20 protein-coding genes, 2 tRNA genes and 6 pseudogenes are annotated in these 25846 nt (G+C 66.9%); 12 read left to right on the forward strand and 16 right to left on the reverse strand.

From position 1 onward, the window contains the following. Positions 1-27: 27 nt before the first annotated feature. Positions 28-774 carry a maleylpyruvate isomerase N-terminal domain-containing protein gene (locus T428_RS0120030; protein ID WP_084298808.1) on the reverse strand — a complete coding sequence of 249 codons (747 nt, stop codon included), beginning with the start codon at positions 772-774 and terminating at the stop codon, positions 28-30. Positions 775-868: 94 nt separating this feature from the next. Between T428_RS0120030 and T428_RS32290 the strand changes: the two are divergent. Then, positions 869-1358, forward strand: a pseudogene (locus T428_RS32290) (cutinase family protein). Further along, a complete protein-coding gene (locus tag T428_RS35545; protein ID WP_281173968.1) occupies positions 1348-1575 on the forward strand; it encodes a cutinase family protein in 228 nt (75 codons plus the stop codon). The pseudogene T428_RS32290 and the gene T428_RS35545 overlap by 11 nt, the downstream one beginning before the upstream one ends. 3 nt (positions 1576-1578) lie before the next feature. Here the strand turns inward: T428_RS35545 and T428_RS0120035 are convergent, their stop codons facing one another. Beyond that, complete coding sequence (locus T428_RS0120035; RefSeq protein WP_025737895.1) at positions 1579-1848, reverse strand: YdeI/OmpD-associated family protein; 270 nt, start codon at positions 1846-1848, stop codon at positions 1579-1581. Between the two features lie 112 nt (positions 1849-1960). On the opposite strand from T428_RS0120035, the gene T428_RS0120040 reads away from it, so the two are divergent. Further along, positions 1961-2731 carry an enoyl-CoA hydratase gene (locus T428_RS0120040; protein WP_025737896.1) on the forward strand — a complete coding sequence of 257 codons (771 nt, stop codon included), beginning with the start codon at positions 1961-1963 and terminating at the stop codon, positions 2729-2731. A 3-nt stretch (positions 2732-2734) separates the two neighbouring features. On the opposite strand, the gene T428_RS0120045 is transcribed toward T428_RS0120040, so the two are convergent. From T428_RS0120045 to T428_RS29695, 8 genes and pseudogenes are all read right to left on the reverse strand, one after another. Then, on the reverse strand, positions 2735-3634 hold the full coding sequence (locus T428_RS0120045; RefSeq protein ID WP_025737897.1) for a bile acid:sodium symporter family protein: 900 nt from the start codon (positions 3632-3634) through the stop codon (positions 2735-2737). Between the two features lie 177 nt (positions 3635-3811). Continuing rightward, complete coding sequence (locus tag T428_RS0120050; protein ID WP_025737898.1) at positions 3812-4147, reverse strand: hypothetical protein; 336 nt, start codon at positions 4145-4147, stop codon at positions 3812-3814. 258 nt (positions 4148-4405) lie between these two features. Continuing rightward, a pseudogene (locus T428_RS34945) lies at positions 4406-4632 on the reverse strand (SDR family oxidoreductase); the annotation flags it as partial. Between the two features lie 319 nt (positions 4633-4951). Then, entirely contained in the window at positions 4952-5767 is an 816-nt protein-coding gene (locus T428_RS0120060) for an HpcH/HpaI aldolase/citrate lyase family protein (protein ID WP_025737899.1), read from the reverse strand. Further along, entirely contained in the window at positions 5767-6261 is a 495-nt protein-coding gene (locus T428_RS0120065) for a MaoC family dehydratase (protein WP_025737900.1), read from the reverse strand. Before T428_RS0120065 ends, T428_RS0120060 begins: the two co-directional genes overlap by 1 nt. Further along, positions 6258-7424, reverse strand: a complete 1167-nt coding sequence (locus T428_RS0120070; RefSeq protein WP_025737901.1) for an acyl-CoA dehydrogenase family protein — start codon at positions 7422-7424, stop codon at positions 6258-6260. Before T428_RS0120070 ends, T428_RS0120065 begins: the two co-directional genes overlap by 4 nt. After that, positions 7421-9408 (reverse strand): annotated as a pseudogene (locus T428_RS29690) (acetyl/propionyl/methylcrotonyl-CoA carboxylase subunit alpha). Before T428_RS29690 ends, T428_RS0120070 begins: the two are co-directional and overlap by 4 nt. A 5-nt stretch (positions 9409-9413) precedes the next feature. Next, positions 9414-10999: pseudogene (locus T428_RS29695) on the reverse strand (carboxyl transferase domain-containing protein). 560 nt (positions 11000-11559) lie between these two features. Here T428_RS29695 and T428_RS29700 point away from each other — a divergent pair. From T428_RS29700 to T428_RS0120095, 3 genes are all read left to right on the forward strand, one after another. Further along, positions 11560-12171 carry an ester cyclase gene (locus T428_RS29700; RefSeq protein WP_169733682.1) on the forward strand — a complete coding sequence of 204 codons (612 nt, stop codon included), beginning with the start codon at positions 11560-11562 and terminating at the stop codon, positions 12169-12171. Between the two features lie 67 nt (positions 12172-12238). Then, positions 12239-12883 (forward strand): SACE_7040 family transcriptional regulator, encoded by a 645-nt coding sequence (locus tag T428_RS0120090; protein ID WP_025737903.1) that lies wholly within the window; start codon positions 12239-12241, stop codon positions 12881-12883. 69 nt (positions 12884-12952) lie between these two features. Then, positions 12953-13726, forward strand: a complete 774-nt coding sequence (locus tag T428_RS0120095) for an MmpS family transport accessory protein (RefSeq protein ID WP_025737904.1) — start codon at positions 12953-12955, stop codon at positions 13724-13726. On the opposite strand, the gene T428_RS0120100 is transcribed toward T428_RS0120095, so the two are convergent. Beyond that, on the reverse strand, positions 13723-15072 hold the full coding sequence (locus T428_RS0120100) for an MFS transporter (RefSeq protein WP_025737905.1): 1350 nt from the start codon (positions 15070-15072) through the stop codon (positions 13723-13725). The two genes, T428_RS0120095 and T428_RS0120100, sit on opposite strands and share 4 nt — an antisense overlap. Positions 15073-15163: 91 nt before the next feature. Here T428_RS0120100 and cmrA point away from each other — a divergent pair, with 91 nt between their 5' ends. Next, a complete protein-coding gene (gene cmrA / locus T428_RS0120105) occupies positions 15164-15970 on the forward strand; it encodes a mycolate reductase (RefSeq protein ID WP_025737906.1) in 807 nt (268 codons plus the stop codon). A gap of 88 nt (positions 15971-16058) precedes the next feature. Here the strand turns inward: cmrA and T428_RS0120110 are convergent, their stop codons facing one another. Beyond that, positions 16059-17597: a helicase HerA-like domain-containing protein gene (locus T428_RS0120110; protein WP_025737907.1), complete on the reverse strand. Its 1539-nt coding sequence runs from the start codon at positions 17595-17597 to the stop codon at positions 16059-16061. A 94-nt stretch (positions 17598-17691) separates the two neighbouring features. Here T428_RS0120110 and orn point away from each other — a divergent pair, with 94 nt between their 5' ends. Together orn and T428_RS0120120 are read left to right on the forward strand one after the other, a co-directional pair. Further along, complete coding sequence (gene orn / locus T428_RS0120115) at positions 17692-18339, forward strand: oligoribonuclease (protein ID WP_025737908.1); 648 nt, start codon at positions 17692-17694, stop codon at positions 18337-18339. Between the two features lie 32 nt (positions 18340-18371). Further along, positions 18372-18447: transfer RNA gene (locus T428_RS0120120), tRNA-His, on the forward strand. A gap of 708 nt (positions 18448-19155) precedes the next feature. Here the strand turns inward: T428_RS0120120 and T428_RS0120130 are convergent. Further along, positions 19156-20352 carry a L,D-transpeptidase gene (locus T428_RS0120130; protein WP_084298812.1) on the reverse strand — a complete coding sequence of 399 codons (1197 nt, stop codon included), beginning with the start codon at positions 20350-20352 and terminating at the stop codon, positions 19156-19158. Between the two features lie 235 nt (positions 20353-20587). Between T428_RS0120130 and T428_RS0120135 the strand changes: the two genes are divergently transcribed. Continuing rightward, positions 20588-20660, forward strand: a tRNA-Lys gene (locus T428_RS0120135). Positions 20661-20798: 138 nt separating this feature from the next. Beyond that, positions 20799-21835: pseudogene (locus tag T428_RS29705) on the forward strand (DUF3556 domain-containing protein). Between the two features lie 321 nt (positions 21836-22156). On the opposite strand, the gene T428_RS0120150 reads toward T428_RS29705, so the two are convergent. Further along, entirely contained in the window at positions 22157-22384 is a 228-nt protein-coding gene (locus T428_RS0120150; protein WP_025737912.1) for a DUF3618 domain-containing protein, read from the reverse strand. A gap of 111 nt (positions 22385-22495) precedes the next feature. Between T428_RS0120150 and bcp the strand changes: the two genes are divergently transcribed. Then, complete coding sequence (gene bcp / locus T428_RS0120155) at positions 22496-22969, forward strand: thioredoxin-dependent thiol peroxidase (protein ID WP_025737913.1); 474 nt, start codon at positions 22496-22498, stop codon at positions 22967-22969. Here bcp and T428_RS29710 read toward each other — a convergent pair. Both T428_RS29710 and T428_RS0120175 read right to left on the reverse strand, forming a co-directional pair. Beyond that, a pseudogene (locus tag T428_RS29710) lies at positions 22966-23662 on the reverse strand (hypothetical protein). The gene bcp and the pseudogene T428_RS29710 sit on opposite strands and share 4 nt — an antisense overlap. A 745-nt stretch (positions 23663-24407) precedes the next feature. Continuing rightward, entirely contained in the window at positions 24408-25733 is a 1326-nt protein-coding gene (locus tag T428_RS0120175) for a dipeptidase (RefSeq protein WP_025737917.1), read from the reverse strand. Positions 25734-25846 lie beyond the last annotated feature (113 nt).

Raw genomic sequence — 25846 nt, forward strand, 5'->3', positions numbered from 1 at the left:
CCGGGGCAGGATCGCCGCCAACGGTGCTCAGATGACCGTCACCTTGCGGACTATCTCCAGGGCTGCCGGATCCCCCTCGGCCCGCACGCCCAACTCGTCCCAGGTGCCCCGCTGAGCCACCCACCGCACGAACGCCAGGGACTCGCTGGTGATGTGGGCGTCGACGTCGGTACCGGCGCCGAGGCGCAGCGTCCGCGCGCACAATCCGTCCAGACGAATCTCGACCGAGTTTCCCAGCGCTGCAAGGAGATCCGCGTTCTGTTGCAGCAAGGCTGCCTCGATCCAGTCGAGCGTCGGGGCCAGCCGCAGCTCGTCGGCGGGTGGTGGCTCCCCCTGCAGCGGCCCGTCGGGGGCAAACAGGTCATACCGCAGGTGAATGAACTCCTCGAAGGCGAACGCGTTCGGTATCACCGAGGCGGGATAGGTACCGACGTCGCCCAGCGGAACCTCGAAGTCCTGGACCGCGACCGCAGCCAGCATCTCCAGGCCCTGCCGGCTGACCTGCTCGTAGTCGGCCAGCGTCTCTTCCGGGGTCATCGACCGACGCGATTCGACGTAGAGGTCCGCGGCGCGCTCGGCGGGCAATCCCCCCGGATCGGGCAGCCTGGTCGGGTCGACGGCCAGCCAGAAGCTGCATGCCAGGTGCGACAGCAGATCCTGGACCGACCAGCCCGGGCAGCCACTTTCCTTGGCCCACAACGACTCCGGCATCTGCGCGCATGCCGCCAAGACGGCGTTGCGGTCCTCTTCGATCGCCCTCAGTACGTCACTCATGCGAAGTCCACCTCCATATAGATACATACGGTATGTATGACGATACAGACGGTATGTATCTGTCGCAAGCCGGACCCTTCAGCACCTCTCGGCGATGTGCCAGCATGGGGGCGTGAACGCACGCCGGATCGCTTCGCCACTGGGTGTCGCGGCGCTGACGTGGGGAGCGCCCCTGAACGCACCCACCCTTGTTGCCGACGCGTCCGCTGCACCCTGCCCCGACGTCGAGGTCACCTTCGCCCGCGCCACCAACGAGCCGCCCGACGTCGGGGCGGTCGGCCAGCAATTCATCGAGGCCCTGCGCTCGCAGGTCGGCGGCCGGTCCATCGGTGTGTATCCGGTCAACTATCCCGCCGGCGAGGATTTCGCCCCGTCGGCATCCGCGGGCGGCAGCGATGTGCACGCACGTGCGGTCCATGGTCGCGAGCTGCCCCGCCACCAGGCTGGTGCTCGGCGAATATTCGTTGGGCGCCATGGCGATCGACGAGGCCACCATCGCCCGAGCCCCGATTGCGGGTTTGATTCCCCGACATCCTCACCGCCGACGAAGCCGATCACGCCGCCGCACTCGCCCTGTTCGGTAATCCGTCGGACCGCTACCTCGGCGCGCCCGTCAACGAGGTCAGCCCGTGGTACGGCGCCAAGGCCGTTGACCTGTGCGCGCCCGGTGACCCGGTGTGCACGCCGGGCGGAGCCTTGGCGCTGCCTTCACATGACGAGCTGTTTTCGCCGGTGCACCTGTCCTATGCGCACTCCGGAATGCCCAGTCAGGCAGCAACTTTCGTGGCGAGCCATCTCTGACCGTTACGGCTTGCCGGTGCGCTCGCGATGCTTGCAGCCCGGCCAGCAGCAGGGCCGGCGCTGGCCTTCTTCCAGCTCTTCCTGGGTTCGCCGGATGCGACCCTGACGGGTCGCCGCCTGTTTGGCGTCCTCGACCCAGCAGATGAACTCGTTGCGGGCCAGCGGCGTGATGTCCTTCCACGCCGCGAGTGCGGTCGAGTTCGCGGTCAATGCCTCGCGTAGATCCACGGGCAGCTTGTGCACCACCCCACCGGGCACCTGGTTGCCGCTCACCTGAGTCAGATTAACCAGGCTTGCGACGCGAGCGGTATCGCCACCCCGGGCTGTGCGGCGGCGGCCCGAAGTACCCTTTAGCTCGCCCGACGATCGACCGCGGAGGTTCCCGATGGCTCAGTCCGATCTCATCTTGTTCAGCGTGGACAATCGCGTCGCACTGATCACCGTCAACGACCCCGATCGCCGGAATGCGCTGACGGGTGAGAGCTCGGCGCAGCTGCGCGCCGCCGTCGAACGAGCCGAGGCCGACCCGGGTGTGCACGTCGTCGTGGTCACCGGGGCGGGCAAGGCGTTTTGCGCCGGCGCCGACCTGAGCGCGTTGGCCGCCGCGGGCTCCGGGGCCGCCGAATCGGGCCTGCAGCAACTCTACGACGGCTTCATGGCCGTGGGCAGTTGCACGTTGCCGACGATCGCCGCGGTCAACGGCGCCGCGGTCGGTGCCGGCCTGAACCTGGCGCTGGCCACCGACGTGCGCATCGCCGGGTCCGGCGCACTGTTCGATCCCCGTTTCCAGAAGCTGGGGCTGCACCCGGGCGGTGGTGCGACCTGGATGCTGCAGCGGGCGGTGGGCCCGCAGGTCGCCCGCGCCGCCCTGCTGTTCGGCATGCGCTTCGACGCCGAATCTGCCGTGCGGCACGGGTTGGCACTCAGCGTTGCCGACGACCCGGTCGCCGCGGCGCTGGAACTGGCCGCCGGACCCGCGTCGGCCCCGCGCGAGGTGGTGCTGGCCACCAAGGCCAGCATGCGTGCCACCGCCAGCCCCGGATCGCTGGACAGCGAGCAGCACGAATTCGCGATGCGCACCGAGCTGGGGCCGCAGGTGGCCTCGATCCAGTCACCGGAGTTCGCGGACCGGCTGGCGGCGGCGCGGCGCAAGTAAGGCCTAAGCGCCGGGCTCGCTCGCGACAGGCTCCGGCTCGGCCTTGACCCGAAACGCGGGGTCCAGTGCCCGGACCGCGCCGACGAACGTCAGCGCCATCAGCGGCGACAAAGCGCCGTAAATGGCTACCGAAGTTGCCATTTCAACGCTGTTGAGCAATTGCGGGCTGAGCGCCACACCGAGTGCGACCACGGTGTTGTGCAGCCCGATTTCCAGGCTGATGGCAATCGCCTGAGGCGGCCCCAGCCGCATCAAGCGCGGCACCAGATAGCCGACGGTCAAGCTGACCGCGCAGAAGGACACCACCGCCCCGCTCACCACGCCGAAGTTGTGCATCAGCGTCGTCTCGCCCTGGGCGATCGCCCCGACAATCGCGGCGATCAGCAGCAAGACCGCGGCGATCTTGACCGGCGTCTTCATCCGCCGGGCCAGCTCGGGGAAGCGATGACGTATCGCGATGCCGATCGCGGTGGGGACGAGCACCAGAGCGAACACCGTGACGAACTTGTCCAGCTGCAGCGTGATGAAGCGGCCCGCACCGAGGAACCAGGTCATCGACGCGGCCAGGATCGCCGGAAGGGCCACGACCGACAGCCTGGCGTTGATCGCGGCCAGCGTCAGGTTGAGCGCCAAGTCCCCGTTGAACAGATGACTGACGATGTTTGCCATCGTGCCGCCCGGCGTGGCGGCCATCAGCATCAGTCCGACCGCCAGATGCGGCTCGAGGTGGAACGCTTCGGCGATCACCAGGCACAGGCTCGGCAGCAGCAGGGTCTGGCAGAGCAGCGCCACCGCCAATGGTCGGCGCAGCGTGGCGGCCCGCTTGAAGTCGTCCACGGTCAGAGTCAGCCCCAAAGCGAGCATGACCACCGCGATGACCGACGGAATGTACTGGTTGCCCATAACGCTCCACGGTGTCGTCGCGCGGCCGACGACGGTTTGTCGGCGCAGTTAGTTAGCTTGCCTTATACAGCAGCTATCCGCGCGGCGTCCAGCCGTCCGGTAAACGGCAAGCAACCGCACCGATAGCTCAAATCCCCTGAAATCCCAAGGGATTCAGGGGATTTGAGCGTCAGAGTGTCAGTCCGCCGACTTGATCGCGATCTGGTCGACCTGAGTGTATCCCGGCGGGTTGCCGCAGGCTCCCGTGATGTAGGTGTGTGCGGCCGTGCCGGTAAGAGTGTTGGGATCCCACACCGTGTGGGTGGTCGTGCCGTAGAAAGTGTAACCGCCGCCCACGCAACTGACATTGCTCATCGTGTCCATGACCCATTGACCATCGACCAACGTTGCCTGGCTAGCCCCGAGCCCGGCCTTGATCCAAAGGCATCCATTCCCGCAAGAGTTGAGCGTCCAGCTGTTGTCGATGCTGTGACCGCCTGGCGTCGTCACGGTCTCGGTGTAGCTGCCGTTCATCGTCGGTGTGTCAGCCCACGCTGTGCCGGTTGTGCCGACAGCTAAACCGGCGCAAACGACGCTTGCGGCGAAGCCCCGCGCGATGGTCATGATTTCGTTCCTTCCGTTGCGCTAGTCAGTGCAGCGAGCAACTGCACTGGTGGATCAAAGATTACGACAGATTTGCGAACCGGGCGTTCGCGAATGTTTCCGCTTTTTGCGATCTCGTTAAGACGCGAAACACCGGTTTCGCAACGTCGCCGCCGATGGCACCGGCCGTTATGTGACGGTGCAGCCCGCGTCCACGGGAAGCGAGATACCGGTGATGTAGCGGTGACGTTGCCCTCCGGGTATTCGGCCATACGTCGCGCCACCGGCTCGTTGACGAACATCGGCGTGGCCACCCCGCAGGGATGTACGGCGTTGACGCGAATGTTCGTCTCCGCCAAGGTGGTTGCGAAATACCGCATCAGACCCACCACGCCGTGTTTGGCGGCGTGATAGCCGGCGAAGCCGTGGTTGCGCACACCTGAAGGGCACAAACCGTTCCAGCCGGCCGACAAGCACCGCCGTCGCCTTATTCCACCAGAGCCGGAACAGCTGACATCATCGCGTTTGATCTGTGCGCGCAGCGAACAGCCGCATACCGGTGATGAATGCGACCTTGCCGTCGAACTGCATTGCCATGGTTCCTCCGAGCGATCGGCCCATGCTGACCAGCGTCATCCCGAGTAGCCGCCGACGACCAGGCCCGGAGGCGACAATTTATGTTTTCACAACGGGCAGGCCGGCCGAAGTCGCGTCCGCCACGGCCGGGCGGCAGTGCTAGGCGAAGTCTCCGGCCCGCCGCACCAAGGCCGCCGCGTGCTTGAGCACCGGCGAGTCGACCATCTGCCCTTCGAAAGCGAACACCCCACGCTCGTTCTGCGCTGCCGCCAAGACCCGGCGTGCCCAGTCCAGCTTCTCCTCGGTGGGCCGAAAAGCCTTGCGCACCACCGGGACCTGAGTCGGGTGAATGCAGACGGAACCGCCGAACCCCAGCGCCGCGGCATCCTCGGCCTCGGCGCGTAGACCATCGAGATCCGGGATGTCCAGGTAGACCGCGTCGAGCATCACCAGTCCGAACGCGTTGGCCGCGAGCAGCGCCGTCGACCGCACGTGACGGGCGACGTCACGATAGCTGCCATCGGCGTTGCGGCTAGAGCTGCCGCCGAGCGCGGCGACCAGGTCCTCGGCGCCCCACATCAACGCCACCGTGCCCGGCGCCGCGGCGATTTCGGTAGCGAACACCGCGCCGCGCGGGGTCTCCAGCAGCGCGATCACGTCGAGCGGAGCCAGCGCCGTCACCTGCGCGGCCGATTCGGTCTTGGACAGCATCACCGTCGTGTACGCCGTCCCCTTCAGCGCCTCGAGATCGCGCGCGTGCTCGTCGGTGTCGGCCGCGTTGATCCGCACCACGGTGCGCTCGGGGTCCAGCGGCGTGTCCTGCAACGCCTTGCGGGCGGCCGGCTTGTCGGCCTGGGCCACGCCGTCCTCCAGGTCGAGGATCACGACGTCGGCCACCGCGGCGGCCTTCGCGTAACGCTCGGGACGATCGGCCGGGCAGAACAGCCACCCGGGACCGGTGGAGGGCAGATCCATCAGGACTCCTGTTCGGATGGTCGCTTTTGCACCAGGGTGGTGCGGACGGCGCGCGCAACGACGTCGCCATGCTGGTTGCGGCCGGTGTGCTCGAGGGTGACGATGCCTTCCCCGGGCCGGCTCTTCGACTCCCGCTTACCGGTGCAGACGGTTTCCGCGTAGAGGGTGTCACCGTGGAAGACGGGCTTCGGGAAGGACACCTCGGAGAAGCCGAGGTTGGCCACGATGGTGCCCAGGGTCAGCTGGGTGACCGACAGCCCGACCAGGGTCGAGAGGGTGAACATCGAATTCACCAGCCGCTCCCCGCGGAAGCCCGGCTGCTGCGCGGCCCACGCCGCATCGAGGTGCAGCGACTGGGTGTTCATGGTCAGCGTGGTGAACAGCACGTTGTCGGCCTCGGTGATGGTCCGGCCGGGCCAGTGGAGATACGTCGTGCCGGTCTGGAACTCCTCGAACCACAAGCCCCGCTGGACAATCGACTTGCCGTCCGTCACGAGAGCCCCAACGAGCGCGCGATCAGCATGAGTTGCACTTCGGTGGTCCCTTCGCCGATCTCGAGGATCTTGCTGTCACGGTAGTGGCGCGCCACCGGATACTCGTTCATGAAACCGTATCCGCCGTGGATCTGGGTGGCGTCCCGGGCGTTGTCCATCGCCGCCTCCGACGAAATCATCTTGGCGATGGCCGCCTCCTTCTTGAATGGCTTACCCGCCAACATCTTTGCGGCTGCATCGTAATATGCGGTGCGCGCGACGTGTGCGCGTGCCTCCATGCGCGCGATCTTGAAGCTGATCGCCTGATAGGAGCCGATCGGCTGGCCGAAGGACTGGCACTGATAGGAGTACTTGACGCTCTCGTCGACGCACCCCTGCGCCACCCCGGTCGCCAGCGCGGCAATCGCGATGCGGCCTTCGTCGAGGATGGACAGGAAATTCGCGTACCCCTTGCCCCGCACGCCGAACAGGTTCTCCTCCGGAACGCGGGCGTCGGCGAAGGTCAGCGGATGGGTGTCCGACGCATTCCAGCCCACCTTGGTGTAGACCGGCTCGACGGTGAAACCCGTTGTGCCGTTGGGGACGATGATGGTCAAGATCTCTTTTTTGTCGTCGGCCAGACTGCCGGTGACCGCCGTGACGGTGACCAGCGAGGTGATGTCGGTGCCCGAGTTGGTGATGAACTGTTTGGATCCGTTGATCACCCAGTCGCCGTTGTCGAGCTTGGCCGTGGTCCGGGTGCCGCCGGCGTCCGACCCCGCGCCCGGCTCCGTCAGCCCGAAGCCGGCCAGCGCGCGACCGGCCACCAGGTCGGGCAGCCACCGCTGTTTCTGTTCGGCGGTGCCGAATCGGAATATCGGCATGGCACCGAGACCCACCCCGGCCTCCAGCGTGATCGCCACGGATTGGTCGACCTTGCCGAGTTCCTCGAGAGCAAGCGACAACGCGAAGTAGTCGCCGCCCATGCCGCCGTACTCCTCGGGAAACGGCAGCCCGAACAGCCCCATCTCCCCCATCTTGGCGACGACCTCGTACGGAAAGCTGTGCTCCTCATCGTGTTTGGCCGACACGGGAGCGACCACGGTGCGCGCGAACTCGGCGACGGTGTCGCGAAGGTCCTCGTATTCCTTGGGTAGCGCCCCCGCGGTGAGCGATGTCGTCATGATTTCTGATCCTCTGCATTTGAATCCGGCACCAGTCGCGCCAGCACCTGATCGACTTTCACCTGATCGCCGACGGACACCAGCAACTCGACGCGCCCCGAAACCGGCGCGGCCAAAGAGTGTTCCATCTTCATCGCCTCGACTACAACGACCACGTCACCCTCGGACACCTCGGCGCCCGAATCGACCTGCACGGCAATCACACTGCCGGGCATCGGGCTGATCACCTCGGCCTGCCGGGGTCGGACGCACGGTGGATCTTGGTCTCCTCGGCCTCACGCAGATGCCAGGTCCTCCGCTCGTCGGCGATCCACAAATGACGGTCGGCCTCGGCCCACCGGTACTCCCGGCGCACCCCGTCCAGCGTCACGCTCATGCTTCGGCGCTCGACTTCCACACTCGCCGAATGGTTTTGGCAGTCGCGGACTTGCACCGTGGCGGACGTCGGCAGACCGGACACCGAGACGGTCTCGGCGCGCAGCGGCGTGCGCATCGCGGTGCGCACCGGCGCGGTGTCGGGGCCGACGCGCCAACCCGACGGCTGCGCCCACAGGTCGCCCTGCGCGCGACGGGCCAACAACCATTGGCGGTAGAGACCGCCGGCCGCGAGCACATCGTCGGGTGCGGGCCGCGGCGCGTAGTCGGGCAGTCGCTCGAGCAGCGCGGTGTCCAGGTCGCCGGCTCGCACACGTTCGTCGGCGAGCAGAAAGCGCAGGAATTCGATGTTGGTCTGCACACCAAGGATTGTCGTCTGCGCCAGTGCGCGGTCGAGGCCGGCCAGCGCCTCGTCGCGATCGGCTCCGTGGGCGATCACCTTGCTCAGCATCGGGTCGTAGTCGCTGCCCACCACGGTGCCCGCCAGCAGTGCGGAGTCCACTCGCACACCGGGACCCGAGGGTTCGAAGACGTCGAGAACCCGCCCGCCGGTGGGCAGGAAGCCGCGAGCAGGATCCTCCGCGTAGACCCGCGCCTCGATCGCATGCCCGCGCAGCTCGACGTCGCCTTGGGCGAACGTGAGCTTCTCGCCGGCGCCCACCCTCAGCTGCCACTCGACCAGATCGAGGCCGGTTATCGCTTCGGTGACCGGGTGTTCCACCTGCAGACGGGTGTTCATCTCCATGAAGAAGAACTCGTCGGGTTGCTCGGCGGAGACGATGAACTCGACCGTGCCGGCCCCGACATAGTCGACGCTGCGGGCGGTGTTGCAGGCGGCAGTCCCGATGCGGACGCGGGTCTGCGGATCCAGCAACGGCGAGGGAGCTTCCTCGATGACCTTCTGGTGACGCCGCTGCAGGCTGCACTCACGCTCGCCGAGATGGACCACGTTGCCGTGGCCGTCGGCCAGGATCTGCACCTCGATATGCCTGGGCCGCAACACGAATCGCTCCAGGAACAACGTGTCGTCGCCGAACGAGGAGGCAGCGTCCCGCCGCGCGCCGACAAGCGCCTCGGGTAGCCGGGCCGCGTCGTGAACCAGCCGCATGCCCTTGCCGCCGCCGCCGGCCGACGGTTTGATCAGCACCGGATAGCCGACCTCGGCGGCCGCGGCGACCAGCTCGTCGTCGGTCAGCCCCGTTTTCGCCACCCCGGGCACCACCGGCACATCGAAAGCGGCGACGGCGTTCTTGGCGGTGACCTTGTCGCCCATCACCTCGATCGCGCGGGCCGGCGGGCCCAGGAACACCACGCCGGCGTCCTCGCACGCGGCGGCGAAACGGGCGTTCTCGGAAAGGAACCCGTAGCCGGGATGGATCGCCCGGGCCCCGGTGCGCGCCGCGGCATCGAGCACCTTCTCGATATCGAGGTAGCTCTCGCGGGCGGGCGCCGGTCCCAGCCGCACGGCCGTGTCGGCTTCCCGCACGTGCCGTGCTTCGGCGTCGGGGTCGCTGTAGACGGCCACGGAGCGGATGCCGAGCCGGCGCAGGGTCCGGATCACCCGCACGGCGATCTCGCCGCGGTTGGCCACTAAGACGGTGTCGAACACTGCACTCACATCCGGAAGACGCCGTAGGAGACCGGTTCCAGCGGCGCCTGGGCGCACACCGAAAGGGCAAGCCCCACATACGTTCTGGTATCGGCCGGGTCGATGATGCCGTCGTCCCAGAGCCGGGCCGTCGAATAGTACGGGTTGCCCTGGTCCTCGTACTGCGCGCGAATCGGCGCCTTGAACGCTTCTTCCTCGTCGGGCGACCACGGCTTGCCCGCCGCGCTGAGCTGTTCGCCGCGCACCGTCGCCAGCACGGAGGCGGCCTGTTCGCCGCCCATCACCGAGATCCGGGCATTAGGCCACATCCACAGAAAGCGGGGCGAGTAGGCCCGACCGCGCATCGAATAGTTGCCCGCGCCATAGGATCCGCCGATCACGACGGTCAGCTTGGGCACCCGGGCACACGCCACCGCGGTGACCATCTTGGCGCCGTGCTTGGCGATGCCGCCGGCCTCGTAGTCACGGCCGACCATGAAGCCGGCGATGTTCTGCAGGAACAGCAGCGGGATCTTGCGCTTGTCGCACAACTCGATGAAATGCGCTCCCTTGAGCGCGGATTCGCTGAACAGCACGCCGTTGTTGGCGATGATGCCGACGGGATGGCCATGGATGCGGGCGAATCCGGTCACCAGCGTCTTGCCGTATTTCGCCTTGAATTCACTGATTTCGCTGCCGTCGACCAGCCGCACGATCACCTCGTGCACGTCGTACGGCACCCGCGGATCCGGCGGGACGACGTCGTAGAGCTCGGTCTGCGCTGCCTTGGGTTCGACCGTGGGCAGCACCTCCCACGGGCTGGGTTCGCGCGGACCGAACGTCGCCACGATTGCCCGCACGATGTGCAGCGCATGTTCGTCGTCGTCGGCGGCGAGATGGTCGGTGACCCCGGACACTCGCGAGTGCAGGTCGCCGCCGAGGTCTTCGGCCGAAACGATCTCTCCGGTAGCGGCTTTCACCAAGGGCGGACCGCCCAGGAAGATCGTGCCCTGCTCGCGGACGATGACCGCCTCGTCGCTCATCGCCGGCACATACGCGCCGTTGGCCGTGCAGGAGCCGAGCACCGCGGCGACCGAGGAATCTCCTTCGCGCTCATGGTCGCCTGGTTGTAGAAGATCCGCCCGAAATGCTCGCGGTCCGGGAACACCTCGTCCTGGCGGGGCAAAAACGCGCCCCCGGAGTCGACCAGGTAGATGCACGGCAGCCGATTCTGCAACGCCACTTCTTGAGCGCGCAGATGCTTCTTGACCGTGATCGGATAGTAGGTGCCGCCCTTGACCGTCGCGTCGTTGGCGACGATCACACATTCGCGCTGACAGACCCGCCCGATGCCGGTGATGATACCGGCCCCGGGAGATTCGTCGTCGTACATCCCGTTCGCGGCCAGCGGGGTCAGTTCCAGAAACGGGCTGCCCGGATCGAGCAGCCGGTCCACCCGCTCGCGCGGCAGCAGCTTGCCCCGACTGACGTGACGTTCGCGGGCGCGCTCATTGCCGCCGAGCGCCGCGGCCGCCAATTTTGCGTTCAACTCGTCGACCAGCCGACGGTGCTCGTCGGCGAACGACGGTGCCACCTTGACCGACGCGCTCACGACCGCTCCAGCAGCTCGTCCATTGCCGCAGCAGCCTCCTCGCCGTCGCACTTCAGTTAATTCTCATTAACTGACGCAGAGAATACCATCGGTGCCGTCGCCGCGTCCAGGGACGAGTCACAGCGCCGGACGGTCAGACCGATGAGGAAAGACAACAGGGGTTTGCTTTCCTGCGACAGCGAAATTCCTTACATTTTGATCGGTCATCGCCGCCGAGAAGTGCTGTTACCTCAGGGGAAGTCATGCCTGACACGCCTGCCGTGCGACCGGTGCACGGCCGGGATGCATCGGTCGGCCTTCGGTGCAGGCCCGGATCAGCGCCCCGACGTTCAGGCTGTTTCGCTCGTTGGCCGGCTTGCTCGGAGTCGACCCGAGCACCCCGTATCAACGAACGGCTGGCCAGCCGTCGGCCGCCGCGGCATGCCACCCGGGGCGTGACCGTAGTCCTGGCTCGCTGGCCGTGCTTGGCCCCGATGCCCTTGTGCTGCAACAGAAATCGCTCGTCGCACCGGATCGACTTCTCTTTCGACCTGCGGCCCGGCGGCATGCACGATTGGGCCATGACCTCGTGGCTGCCGGAGGCGCGCGCGGTGCGCTCACAGATCTACCACCAGCTGCTGGGTTATTGGCGTCGTCACACCCTCGCCGCCACGCAGGAGGAGCCGCGGAAAGGAAGCCACATGAATCGCGACCAGCTGATCGAGTTATGGGAACACCACATGGCCTGCGAATTCGCGGTCAAAGACGCCGACCTGGCCGTCTCCACCATGACTGACGACGCGACCGTCATGCACCTGCCGACGATGAGCGGCGGCGCCGGGAAGGAGAACTTGCGTCGTTATTACGCCGAGGTATTCATTCCGGCCATTCCCGCCGACACCACCATCGAGCCGATCGCCCGATCCTGTGGTGACGGTCTGCTGGTCGACGAGTTCATCATGCGGATGACCCACGACCGGGACGTGCCGTTCCTGCTGCCGGGGCTGGCGCCGACCGGCGAGACCGTGGAACTGCCGGCGGTCGTCATCGTGCGGTTCCGGGGCGACCTGATGGCAAGCGAGCGACTTTACTGGGACCAGGCGGCATTGCTCCGCCAATTGGGCCTGATCGACCCCGGTCTGCCGGTCGCCGACGTCGCGGCGGTGTCCGCATATCTGCGCAAGCTGAGTTAATCACCGATAACCCGTGCTACGTTAGCGATGATTAACCGAAACTTTCGCAGGTAGGCCCAGCGCCGTCATGACAGCGTCCACCCCGGACACCCCGGCCGGTCAATCCGAACCGCCGAATCGCCGCAGCCAGTTGAAATCCGACCGGCGACTGCAACTCCTGGTGTCCGCCGAACGACTCTTCGCCGAGCGCGGGTTTCTCGCGGTGCGGCTCGAGGACATCGGCGCGGCCACCGGAGTCAGCGGCCCGGCCATCTACCGGCACTTCCCCAACAAGGAGTCGATGCTGGTCGAACTGCTGGTGGGGATCAGCGCCCGGCTGCTTGCCGGGGCCCGCGACGTGATCGCCCGCAACGCCGACGCGGCCGACGCGCTGGAAGGCCTGATCGATTTTCACCTCGACTTCGCGTTCGGCGAACCGGACCTGATCCGCATTCAGGACCGCGACCTGGCCCACCTGCCCGCGGCCGCCGAGCGGCAGGTGCGCAAGGCGCAACGCCAATATGTAGAGGTGTGGGTCGGCGTGCTGCGCGAGCTGGACCCGGCGCTGGCCGAAGCCGATGCCCGGCTGGCGGCGCACGCGGTGTTCGGCTTGCTCAACTCGACGCCGCACAGCATGAAGGCGGCGGATAAGCCGAACCGCGGGGCACGCGCGCGCGCCGTCATGCGGGCCATGACGATCGCCGCGTTGGGCGCCGGAGGCCAAGTCCGCTGAGGTGGGCGTCATCGCGAGATTCCCCGCCCGGCCGCTCGGCTTAGGTACCCTGCAATCTGTGAGGTGGACATGAACGATCCACGGCGACCCGAGCGGTTTAGTCCCCCTCCAGCGGGATGGGAACCGACCGTGCCGATCGGCCCGCCGAACGCGCCGCTCGCTGATCCGGCCTACGCCGACCAAGTGCCCTATGCGCCTGCCTACGGCGGGTACGCCCCGCCCTGGGTGCCGAGCCTGAACGAGACCAACCCGACCAGTCAGCTGCCGGCCTATTGGCAGCAAGACCAAGACCAGCCGCCAGGCGGCACGGCTCCTCCGCCACCGGACGGCCCGAAATCGCCCCGCTGGCTGTTGATCGGCGCCGGCGCGGCGGTGCTGCTGCTCGTCGCGCTGTTGATCGCGCTGGTTCTCACCAACGGCGCGCTGAAAACCCAGACCGCGGTGCCGCCGTTGCCCGCCATGCCCGGCTCGAGTGCGCAGAGCCCGACGCCGACGCCGTCGACGCGGGCGTCGCAGACCGCGCTGCCGGTGCCGCCGCCCACCGGCTCGGCCGGGCCCGTGCCCACCCCGGGCGCGATGCAGGACGTCGTCTACACCGTCAACGGCGAGGGCCGCGCGATCAGCATCACCTACTGGGATACCGGTGACGTGATCCAGACCGAGTTCAACGTCTCGCTGCCGTGGAGCAAGCAGGTCAGCCTGGCCCAGTCGGCCGCTCATCCGGCCAGCGTGACGATCATCAACATCGGCCACAACGTCACCTGCTCGGTCAGCGTGAACGGCGTGCAGGTGCGCCAACGCCTCGGGGCCGGCATCACGGTCTGCGACGCCGCCGGGCGCTAGGTCTGCTCGACCGGTTCAACCGCGGCGGTATGCCGCGGCGGGACGCGCACCGCGATCATCGCGATCAGCCCGGCGATCAGCACCAGCGATATCCCGCCGAGCCCCGCGCGCACCGCGCCGAACGCATCGACGAACACGGAGAACAACCAGGGCGCGAGGAACGCGACCGCCCGGCCCGTCATCGTGTACAGCCCGAACGCCACACCTTCCCGGCCATTGTGGGCCATCTGCAACAACAAAGCGCGCGCCGAGGACTGCGACGGCCCGATGAACAGACACAGCAACAGCCCGCACGCCCAGAAGGCCACCGGACCCGAGAGCACCATCATGGTGAGCGACGAAACGACGATCGCCACGAGTGACCCGACGATGACCGGTTTGGATCCGATGCGGTGATCGACGAACCCGCCGCCCACCGCGCCGACGGCGGCGACAATGCTGGCTGCCACACCGAAGATCAGCACGTCGGCCTGCGAGATGCCGTACACGTTGACTCCCAGCACGGCGCCGAAGGCGAATATCGCGGCGAGCCCGTCGCGGAACAGCGCGCTGGCGCCCAGAAAGTAGACCAGGTTGCGATCGCGGCGCCATTCCGCGGAGATCTCGGTCCACAGCTTGCGATAACCGCCCAGCATGGTCGTCGGCTGGTACACCTCGCCGGTGTCGGGCAGCCGGTGGGCGACCAGGAGCAACGGCAGCCCCAACACCGCCAGCCACGCCGCGGCGGCCAACATGGCCTCGCGGACGTAAAGCCCGTCGGCCACCGGTATTCGCAGCAGCCCCCGCACCGCATTCGGCCCGTCGCCGGAGCCCGCGATGAAGCCGGTGTAGATCAGCACCAGCAGCAGCACGCTGCCCAGGTAGCCCGACGCCCAGCCCAGACCCGAGGTCCGGCCGGCGGTCTGCGGGGTCGACAGCTGACGCAGCATCGCGTTGTACGGGACGCTGGCCAGGTCACCGCAGGCCGCCGTCGCGCCCAGCAGCACCAACCCGGCCCACAGGTAGGCCGGGCGGTCGTGGATCAGATACATCGAGCAGGTCAGCGTCACCGCCAGGCCGGTCAGCACGCTCAGGGCCACCCGGCGGCGATGCGGTGACTCCACCCACACGCCGACCAGCGGCGCCAGCAGCGCGACCGTCAACCCGGCCACCGCCCCGGCGCGGCCCAGCCAACTCTCCGGCGTGGTCCTGCCGGGCAGGCCCTCGCCCACGCTGCTGGTGAGGTAAACGGAGAACACGAAGGTCGCGACGATCGCGTTCAGACCCGTTGACCCGCAGTCCCACAGCGCCCATGCCACCACCCGAGATCGCGCGATCTCGCCCGTCCCCGGTTCCGGCTGACCCATGCCCGGCCACTCTATTTGTTGCGCCGACAAGCCGCCCGCGCGCGGTTGCGGCCGTTGCCGCATCCGGTCGGCCGCTGTCTACGATTGGCGCATGCCGGTACCCGCTCCCAGCCCCGATGCACGCGCCGTTGTCACCGGAGCCTCGCAGAACATCGGCGAAGCGCTGGCCACGGAATTGGCCGCGCGCGGACACCACCTGATCGTCACCGCGCGACGCGAGGACAAGCTCAACGACCTTGCCGCCCGACTGGGCGAGCGCTACGGCGTCACGGTGGAAGTGCGGCCCGCCGACCTCGCCGACCCGGCGGAACGGACAAAGTTGTGCGACAAGTTGGCGGCCCGCAACATCTCCATCCTGTGCGCCAACGCGGGCACCGGCACCTTCGGACCGCTGTCCGGCCTCGACCCGGCGGGTGAGAAGGCTCAGGTGCAACTCAATGCCGTGGCGGTGCACGACCTGACCTTGGCGGTACTGCCCGGGATGGTCGAGCGCGGCGCGGGCGGCATTCTGATTTCCGGTTCGGCGGCCGGCAATTCGCCGATTCCCTACAACGCGACGTACGCCGCCTCGAAGGCGTTCGTCAACACCTTCAGCGAGTCGTTGCGCGGTGAGCTGCGCCGTACCGGTGTGCACGTCACGCTGCTGGCACCGGGCCCGGTGCGCACCGACCTGCCCGAGGACGCCGAGCGGTCACTGGTCGAACGGCTGGTGCCCGACTTCCTGTGGATCTCCACCGAACACACGGCCCGGGTTTCACTGGATGCGTTGCAGCGCAACAAGATGCGCGTCGTGCCGGGCTTGACCTCCAAAGCGATGTCGGTCGGCAGCGGGTATGCCCCCCGCGCGATCGTCGCGCCGATCGTCGGCTCCTTCTACAAGAAGCTGGGCGGTGGCTGAGGCGCTACGCCCGGCGCGCCGCGAACGTAAGCGGGCTGCGAAAATCCGGGCCTCATTTCGCGGGGCGCTTACGCTCGCGAGCAAAGACCTACCTACGCCGGCGGCCGGTGCCGAAAACGGCCTTCACCGCTTCGCGAATCGCGGTGTTGATGCCGCTTTTCACGGTCGGATTCTTCAGCACTTCCTGCCACATCGACGGGCCTGGCGGCTCGGCCGGCGCGGGCATCGGCGGTATCTCATAGGGGTCCGAATACGACGACGGCGGGGCGGTCGGTGCCGGTGAAGGTGGTTGCGACACTTCGGGTTCCGGTGGCTGCTGGATCGTCTGGCCGTATTTGGCCCGCAGCGGGCTGTCGTTGGCCGCCTTGGTGATCGCCTCGCTGCCGATGGCGCTCATCAGCGACCGCGGCACCCGCATGCGCGTCCAAGCGACCGGTGTCGGCGCGCCCTTCTCCGACAGCACGGTGACGACGGCCTCCCCGATACCCAGCGAGGTCAGTGCCGACTCCAGGTCGTAGACATCGGTTTTCGGATACGTGCGGACGGTCTTGCTCAGCGCCTTCTGGTCATCGGGGGTGAACGCGCGCAGGGCATGCTGGATTCGCGCCCCCAGCTGGGACAGCACATCGTTGGGCAGATCGGTGGGCAGCTGGGTGCAGAAGAATACCCCCACGCCCTTGGAGCGGATCAGCTTGACGGTCTGCTCAACCTGCTCGAGGAACGCTTTGGACGCGTCGGTGAACAACAGGTGTGCCTCGTCGAAAAAGAACACCAGCTTGGGTTTGTCGACGTCGCCGACCTCGGGCAGCTCGTTGAACAGGTCGGCCAGCAACCACATCAGGAAGGTGGAGAAGATCGCCGGACGCAAAGACTCACCGCTGAATTCGAGCAGCGAGATGATGCCATGGCCCTGGTTGTCCACGCGCAACAGGTCTTGCGGATCCAGCTTCGGCTCGCCGAAGAACGTGTCGCCACCCTCGCCTTCGAGGTTCACCAGCGCGCGCAGGATCACACCGGCCGTCGTCGACGACACTCCGCCCAGCGATTCCAGGTCGGCCTTGCCCTGCTCGCTGGTCAGGTGACCGATGACACCGCGAAGTTGCTCCAGGGTGATCAGGGGGCGATTGTTCTCCGTGGCCCAATGGAAGATCAAACCCAGCGTCGACTCTTGAGTTGCATTGAGTCCCAACACTTTCGACAACAACACCGGACCGAAACTGGCGACGGTCGCGCGTATCGGCACGCCGACCCCGTCGGTGCCCAGCGACAAGAACTCCACCGGGAATCCGGTCGCGGCCCAGTCGTCGCCGGTGTCGGCTGCCCGCGCCGCGGTCTTGTCGTTGGCCTCCCCCGGCCGGGACAGACCGGACAGGTCGCCCTTCACGTCGGCCATCAACACCGGGACCCCGGCCGTGCTGAGCTGTTCGGCGATCAGCTGCAGCGTCTTGGTCTTGCCGGTGCCGGTAGCGCCGGCCACCAGACCATGCCGGTTGACGGTGGCCAGCGGGATGCGAATCTGCGCAGCCGGGTCGGCATTGCCGTCGACGACGACGGTGCCCAGTTCCAGCGCCTGGCCTGCGACGGCGTAGCCTCCGGCGATCCGCTGTGTGGCTGATTCGGTGGTCATTGGCTCCGCCCCACTCCGGAGAAAGTTGCAACGCTCCACACTACTTGTCGGGGGCCGACGGCGGCAGGGCTCACGTGGGCATACGCTGAGCGCTGTGCGTGACGAATTGGTGTGGATCGACTGCGAAATGACCGGGCTGGATCTGGGCTCGGACAAGTTGATCGAGATCGCAGCCCTGGTCACCGACGCCGATCTGAACATTCTGGGCGACGGCGTCGACGTGGTGATCCATGCCGACGACGCCGCCTTGTCGTCGATGATCGACGTGGTCGCCGAAATGCACAGCCGCTCGGGGTTGATCAACGAGGTGCGGGCCTCCACCGTCGACCTGGCCACCGCCGAGGCGATGGTGCTCGAATACGTCGGCCAGCACGTCACGTCGCCGAAGACGGCGCCCCTCGCGGGGAATTCGATCGCCACCGATCGGGCGTTCATCGCCCGCGATATGCCCGCCCTGGACTCGTTTCTGCACTACCGGATGATCGACGTCAGCTCGATCAAAGAACTCTGCCGCCGCTGGTACCCGCGCATCTACTACGGCCAGCCCGCCAAGGGGGTCACACACCGGGCGCTCGCCGACATCCGCGAGTCCATCCGCGAGCTGCAGTTCTACCGCCGCACCGCGTTCGTGCCCCTTCCCGGGCCTTCTACCAGCGAAATCGCGGCGGTGACCGCCGAGCTCGAGGGCCTCGACGCCGCCGTGGCGACAATTGATTCGGCCCTCGAGCCACCGAACCGCTAGTATCGACAGTCGCCGCGCATAGCGCGGTCATGGTGGGTGTAGTTCAGCTGGTAGAGCGTCAGGTTGTGATCCTGAATGTCGCGGGTTCGAGTCCCGTCACTCACCCCAGCAGGTCAGAGGGCATCGTTGCCCTCTGACCTTTTGCTTGCGCGGGGCAATGACCGGCTCGGCCGGCGCGGGGATCGGCGTTGATCCGTCGTCGAACACGATCACGTATTGCATTGTGGCGCAATGACTTTGCGAAGCCGGCGTCGGTTGTAGGCGGCGGCCGGTAGCGGCCCGCGTCGTCGGGTTGCCGATCTTTGCCGGCGCCGATCTTTTCCGGTGCCGGATGGCCGGCAGACGGCGTAGTATCAGCCCATTGCATAGGTTCGGAGTCGTCATGTCTGGTCTGAAGTACAAGGTCGTCCTAGTTCTGGTCCTCGCGTTCACGGCCCCGACCGCATCGGGGTGCACGTTCACCGTCGTGTGCGACCCGCTCTTCACCTGCGCATAACCTACGCGACTGCGCGGCAGTCGAACTCGTGCCTACGCTGACCCGATGGCCGGGGCGCCGGCACGAGCAAGTCGGTGGACCGCGTTGCGCAATGCCTTGTCCACGCGAATATCGCCAGGGCCGAACCATCGATCGCCGGCGATGTCGTCGCACAGGTGACCCGGGTTTCGACAATGCTCACCTTCGACCCGCGCTGCTGTTTGCGGTGATCGCGGTGGAAGCGGTTACCCGGTCCGCGCCGAGGCGCTGCAGGACGGCCTACTGCACTGGTTGGCCGACTCCCGGACCCAGCTGGTCGCCGCAAACTCGGGTAACCGGCGTCAGGTGTTGGCGTTGCCCGCTTTCCATTGCGGCCAGGGGATGTTCCAGTCGCCCAGGCCCTCGGTGCCGGGCAGCGTCGACCCGACCGTGTTGACGACCTCGACGATGTCGCCGCTCTTGGAATGGTCGTAGAACCACTCGGCGTTGCTCGGGCTCACGTTCAGGCAGCCGTGGCTGGTGTTGGTATGGCCTTGCGCACCGACCGACCACGGCGCGGAGTGCACGAAGACACCGCTGTAGGACATCTGGGTGGCCCAGTCGACTTCGGTGCGATACCCGTTGGGCGAGTTGACCGGAACGCCGTAGGTCGACGAGTCCATGATGATGTGCCGGTACCGGCCCCCGATGATGTAGATGCCGTTGGCGGTCGGGGTGCTGTCCTTGCCCATCGACGTCGGCATCGTCTTCACGACTTCACCGTTGACCCGAACGGTCACCGTCTTGGTGTTGTCGTCGGCGGTCGAGATGACCTCGTCGCCGATGGTGAAGTGGGTCTTGACGTTGTCCTCGCCGAACATCCCGTCGCCCAAATCGACGCCGTAGGTGTTGACCGCCACGTCGACCGTTGTTCCCGACTTCCAGAAATGCTCTGGGCGCCAACGCACTTCGCGGTTGTTCAGCCAGTAGAACGCGCCCTCGACCGGCGGGTTGGTGGTGATCTTGATCGCTTTCTGCGCGGCGGCGCGGTCCGCGATGTTCTCGTCGAACCGGATCGCCACCGGCTCGCCGACGCCGACGACCTCACCGTCGCCCGGGGCGACGTACGGCATCGTCAGGTGGGCGGGTGAACTCGTCGAGAAGCTCATCTGGCGGCTCGCCGCGCCACCCAGCCCGGTCGCCTTGACGGTCAGCGTGTAGTGCCGGTTGTAGCCGAGCTGCTCGGTGGTCGACCAGCGCAGCCCGTCGGGGCTGAGTTGGCCGGCGATCGCCCGGCCGTTGTCGTTGACCATCGTGACCGACGCCAGCACCCCGTCGGCGACATTCACCGTCACCGGCGCGTCGACGGTGACGCCGACGGCGCCGTCCGACACCGAGGAGGTCAGCTTGGGGACCAGCAGATCGGCGAACGGTGTGCCCTTGTCGAAGATGGTCTTCGCCGGCGCGGCAGCGTGGTTGCTGCTACACGAGACACTGACGATGGCAAACACGGCTAACCCAACAGCCAGCCACGATCGACATCTGCGCAAAGGCGCCATCAAGTGACCTTCCACGACCAATCCTGCTTACGTTCTGGTCACCAGTGACCGGAGAATGCTGGCAAATATTCTAATGGGTTACGTCCCGTGCTCATGGCAACTCGGGGGACGACTCTAGGGCAACGGCGTGCGGCCCGCAAAATGCCGGCCGTAAAGCCTCTACACTGGGAGGACCAGCGATTTCGCTCTGCGACGGGATGCCTGTTAGAGTCGCAACGCGGTCGTGGCCGACCAAGCGCCGTTAGCTCAGTTGGTAGAGCAGCTGACTCTTAATCAGCGGGTCCGGGGTTCGAAACCCTGACGGCGCACCCAGAACGTATATCGGCGTGCCGCCTGGTCGCCGTGGCAAATTCTGTCCCACCCTGTGGTTGCCCGGAGTAGTTTTTTCTCGGTGCCTGGCTGACGATGGGCACCCGTTGCCAACGAACTGCGCCGAAGGAGCCTCGATGGGGTTCATCCAGCCAAACCTGCCCGTCGTGGACATCGCCGCGTGGAGCAAGCTGCCCCGCGCCGAGCGGATCATCCCGATGACTCGTCACATTGCCGAGAACGGTTTCGGCACTCCTGATCATGCATGTGATGTACGGCGTGAAGATCGCGCTCTACATCCTTGGCGGCTGGTTCTTCGGCTGGTGCACCGCCGGCATCGGCGGCTTCACCGCCGTCACCGCCTGGTGGACCGAGCCGATCGTGTTCCAGAAGGCCGTGCTGTTCACCATGCTGTTCGAAGTCGTCGGCCTCGGTTGCTGTTTCGGGCCGCTGGCCGGGCGCTACTTCCCGCCGATGGGATCGATCCTATACTGGCTGCGGCCCGGCACCATTCGACTACCGCCCTGGCCCAACCGGGTGCCGCTGACCAAGGGCATCGACCGGACCCCGTTCGACGCGCTGCTCTACGGCGCGCTGCTGGTGTTGCTCGGCAATGGCGCTGGTGTCCGACGGATCTGGCCCAATTCCCGCTCTGGGCACGGTGATTGGCGTGCTGCCGCGGTGGCAGACCGTCGCGATCCTGACCGTGCTGGCCGCAATCAGCTTGCGCGACAAGGTGATCTTCCTGGCCGCCCGCGCCGAGGTCTACGGGCCGCTGGCGCTGGCGTTCCGCGGGATGAACACCCACGGACGTGCGCTGTACACGCTGGTGCACCGCGCGCTGGCCGGCTACGACGAGGACGACTACAACCTGTGTGAGGGCGAGGTCCTCTGCTCGATGGTGCTCGGCTGGAACTTCGGCGACGGGCACATGCACAACGAGTGCCTCATCGAGGCGCTACAGCAGCGCTGCGGGTTCGCGCCCGGCGACGTGCGGGTGGTGGTTCTCGACGCGCAGCCGATCCACCAGCAGCGGCAAGAATATCGGCTGGTGGATGCGGCGACGGGAGAATTCGAGCGCGGCTACATCGAGGTGGACGACATGGTCACCACCCAGCCGTGGGCAGACGACCTCCCCGTCCACGTGCAGCGCGCCGCCGCCGATTCGGCCTGACTCAGCCGCGCCGACGACAACAGCCGGCTGCCGGACCCGAAACGCTTGTGGCCGTCGACTATTCGTACCGTGCCAGTAGCCACCGTGGTCGTCCTTTCGCCGGTCTGACGTTGCCACAGCCGGGCCGCGCTGTCCACGCGACCGGTTTGTGGTGTCGCCCACGGTAACTGGCCGTTGCTTAGCTACCTACCCACCGAAGCGAACGATTAAATCTGTTGCGGCGCTGTATGTTTCCTGGCTAAGCCACGATGCGTGTCGCTGTCGATGGTCGGCCGACTCGCCGAATCGGATCCTGCTGATCGGAATGCAGGGCTCTAAGGGTCAGCGATTCCTGATCCGGCGGATCGCCACGAACACCACTACCGATCCGATTCCGGCCAGTGTGACAACGACGGCGGGTTTGGTGACGAACCCGATGACCCGGACCTTGAGGTCGTCGGCGAGACGGCGAGGGTTGGCACGCTCGGCGAGGGAGTCGACCGTTGCCGCGAGCTGGTCGCGGGCGAGGTCGATCTCCTGCTTGATGGCTTCGGGGTCCCGGTCGGCCACGGTCTGTCCTCCAAGTCCTCCATCGTCGGCCATCGTCGGCCATCGTCGGCGTGGTGCACCTGAGGCACTACCCTAATGCGGACGTTCCGGTGATCCGAAAGGGGAAGCACTATGAGCGCGACCACGCGGCTGGCGCCGGGCGACAAGGCGCCCGCCTTCATTCTGCCCGACGCCGACGGCAAGAAGGTTTCGCTGGCCGACTACAAGGGCCGCCGGGTCGTTGTGTACTTCTATCCGGCCGCGTCGACACCGGGGTGCACCAAGCAAGCCTGCGACTTCCGCGACAGCCTCGCCGAGCTCAACGAGGCGGGCCTCGACGTCGTCGGCATCTCCCCCGACAAACAGGAGAAGTTGGCCAAGTTCCGCGACGCGGAGGGCCTGACGTTTCCGCTGCTTTCCGACCCCGAGCGCAAGGTGTTGACCGCCTACGGCGCCTATGGCGAAAAGCAGATGTACGGCAAGACCGTCACCGGAGTGATCCGCTCGACGTTCGTCGTCGACGAGAAGGGCAAGATCGCTGTCGCGCAGTACAACGTGAAGGCCACGGGCCACGTCGCCAAACTGCGCCGCGACCTGTCGGTCTAGTCGATGACGGCGGCTTCCTTGTACTCGGTGATGGGCCGCGCGATGCCCTGTTCGTCACAAACCCGCTGCAGCTTCTCCAGCGTCTCGTCGAGCCCCGGTCCCAGCCGCCTGCCGGGGGTGAAGGTGGCCGGCAGGTGCTGCATGCCCTGGATCACCCCGATCGTCGGGTAGTGCACGGTGCCCTCGGGGTCGCAGCGGTAGTCGGGCATCCGGTCGAGCACCGCGGTGAGCATCGACTTGAACACGGCGCGCGCGACGTCGGAGCCGATGCAGCGGTGGATGCCGAGGCGGAATGCCCATCATCGCCAGCGTCAGGACGGCCGGGGTGATGTTCGCGAGATCGTCGACGAAGTCGATTTGCCCACTTTCGATCTTCTCGTCGATGCTCGCCCGTACGATCTCGTCGACGAACGGCACCCAGCGCTTGACGGCCGCCGGCGACAGGTAGGGGTTGAGGACGCTGCGGTAGGCCGAGTGTTCGGGCTCGTCCATTTCGAGCATGCCGCCGCGACGCCGGTGCCCTGGGGCAGCGTGGGAATGGTGATGCCCTTGTAGCCGGTGCCTTGGCCGGTCACGTCGTGATCATTGGACACGTGTGGACAGCGCGCAAGCTCGAAGACCTCCCGGCTTGCCCGCGGCCACCCAATGTCCGTCGTAGGTGTGCGCCCACGCCACCGGGCACCTCGCGTGCATCTCCTCGGTGAGCGCGGTGAACCGCTCGCGATACTCCGGGGTGTGGCGATCGAAGTGGTAACGGTTGGTCTTTCCGGCCTTATCTGCCTTGCCGGTCAGGGTGTCTTCCGTAGTCGCCGTGGCCCTCTCCTGCGACGCGTCACTGCGTATAAAGCGGTATGCGACGAGACTGTCCGTCTACAAAGTGTTCCGGGCTGCAATTGGGATCGGTAGACGCACGCGAGCGCCAGAATTGCGCTGATCGTCGCGGCACACGGCGCGACGCCATCAGAACCGAACGGCAGAACGGAATATGAGCGATGGACCCGGACGAAGACCAGCAGCCCTGGTGGCGCCGGTTCGGCGGCGTCGCGAGGCTGGCCAACACGCCGCGAGGCGCAGTGACAATGGCGTGTGCGTTCGCGGTCGTATTCGCGATCGTGGCTTTGATGGGTCGTTACTCCGGCACGACCGTGCACGGAAACCTCACGATGATCAATGCCGGCGCGAAGGACACGATCGACTGCAACGACGGAAACCTCAGGCTGGAAGGTGACAACAACACCTACACCGTCACCGGCCACTGTCGCAGGCTCGACGTCCCGCCGGAAGTGCAAATCACGTCACCGTCGACAGCGCCGAGACCATCAGTGTTTTCGGCGACGACAACGCGATGGTCTACCACTCCGGGCCCCGACAATCAACAAGAAGGGAAACAACAACATCGTGTTGCAGCGCCCCGGCACCCGCTGAGAGGCGAGGCGCGCTAGCCCAAGTTGGCCAGCAGCAGCGCCTCGGCGATCGCCGCGCGCTCCAGCACGCCCAGATGCAGGCTCTCGTTGATGCTGTGCGCCTGGGTCGCGGGATCTTCGACGCCGGTGACCAGGATCTTCGCCTGTGGGAACGCCTCGGCGAACTCGGCGATGAACGGGATCGAGCCGCCCATGCCCATGTCGATCGCGTCGACGCCCCACGCCAGCTGAAACGCCGCGCGCGCCGCGTCGTAGACGGTGCCGCTGGCGTCGATCGCGTAGGGCTCCCCGATGTCGCCCCGCGTGACGCTGACGTGCGCGCCCCAGGGCGTGTGCCGGTGCAGGTGGGCGGTCAGCGCGTCCAGGTGTGCCGCGGCGTCGCCGCCGGGCGCGACCCGCATGCTGATCTTGGCGCGGGCCCGTGGGATAAGCGTGTTGGACGCCTTCTCGATCGGTGTGGTGTCGATGCCGATCACGGTGATCGCGGGCTTGGCCCACAGCCGTTGCGGCGCCGAACCCGCGCCGATCTCCGACACCCCGTCCAGCAGCCCGGAGTCGGCGCGCACCCGCTCGGGCGGGTAATCCACGGCGGCGGCGGTACTTTCGTGCAGTCCGGCGACGGCCACGTTGCCGTCGTCGTCGTGCAGGCTGGCCAGCAGCCGCACCAGCACGCTCAGCGCGTCGGGCACCACCCCACCCCAAATGCCGGAGTGCAACCCGTGGTCGAGCGTGGCGACCTCGACGACGCAGTCGACCAGGCCGCGCAGCGTCACCGTCAACGCCGGGATCTCGGTGCTCCAGTTGTCCGAGTCGGCGATCACGATCACGTCAGCGGCCAGCGCTTCGCGGTGGGCGGCCAGCAGCCGGCCCAGGGACGGCGACCCGGATTCCTCTTCCCCTTCGACGAAGACCGTCACACCCACCGGCGGTTGGCCGCCGTGTGCCCGGAACGCGGCCAAATGCGTTGCGATACCGGCCTTGTCGTCGGCGCTGCCGCGCCCGTACAGCCGTCCGTCGCGCTCAGTGGGTTCGAACGGCGGCGACGCCCACTGATCGCGGTCGCCTTCGGGCTGCACGTCGTGGTGGGCGTACAGCAGCACGGTGGGCGCGCCGGCGGGTGCGGGATGGCGGGCGATCACGGCCGGGGCGCCGCCCTCGCTGACGATGCGCACCTCGCCAAAGCCGGCCTGGGACAACAGCCCCGCGACCGCTTGCGCGCTGCGGTGCACCTCGTCGCGACGGCCGGGGTCGGCCCACACCGATTCGATGCGCACCAGGTCTTCGAGATCGCGGCGCACCGACGGCAAGACGTCGCGGACGCGCTGGGCTAGATCAGTCACGGGCCAAGGCTAACCGTCGACGCGAGCCAGGCTGAGGCACCGCGATAGAACACGTTTCATTCAACAGCGCCTGGAAGTGACAAAAGTACCTACCGCCTGTGTTGTTATTCGGC

Origin of the sequence: Mycobacterium genavense ATCC 51234, from assembly GCF_000526915.1 — a bacterium.
Lineage (GTDB): Bacteria > Actinomycetota > Actinomycetes > Mycobacteriales > Mycobacteriaceae > Mycobacterium > Mycobacterium genavense.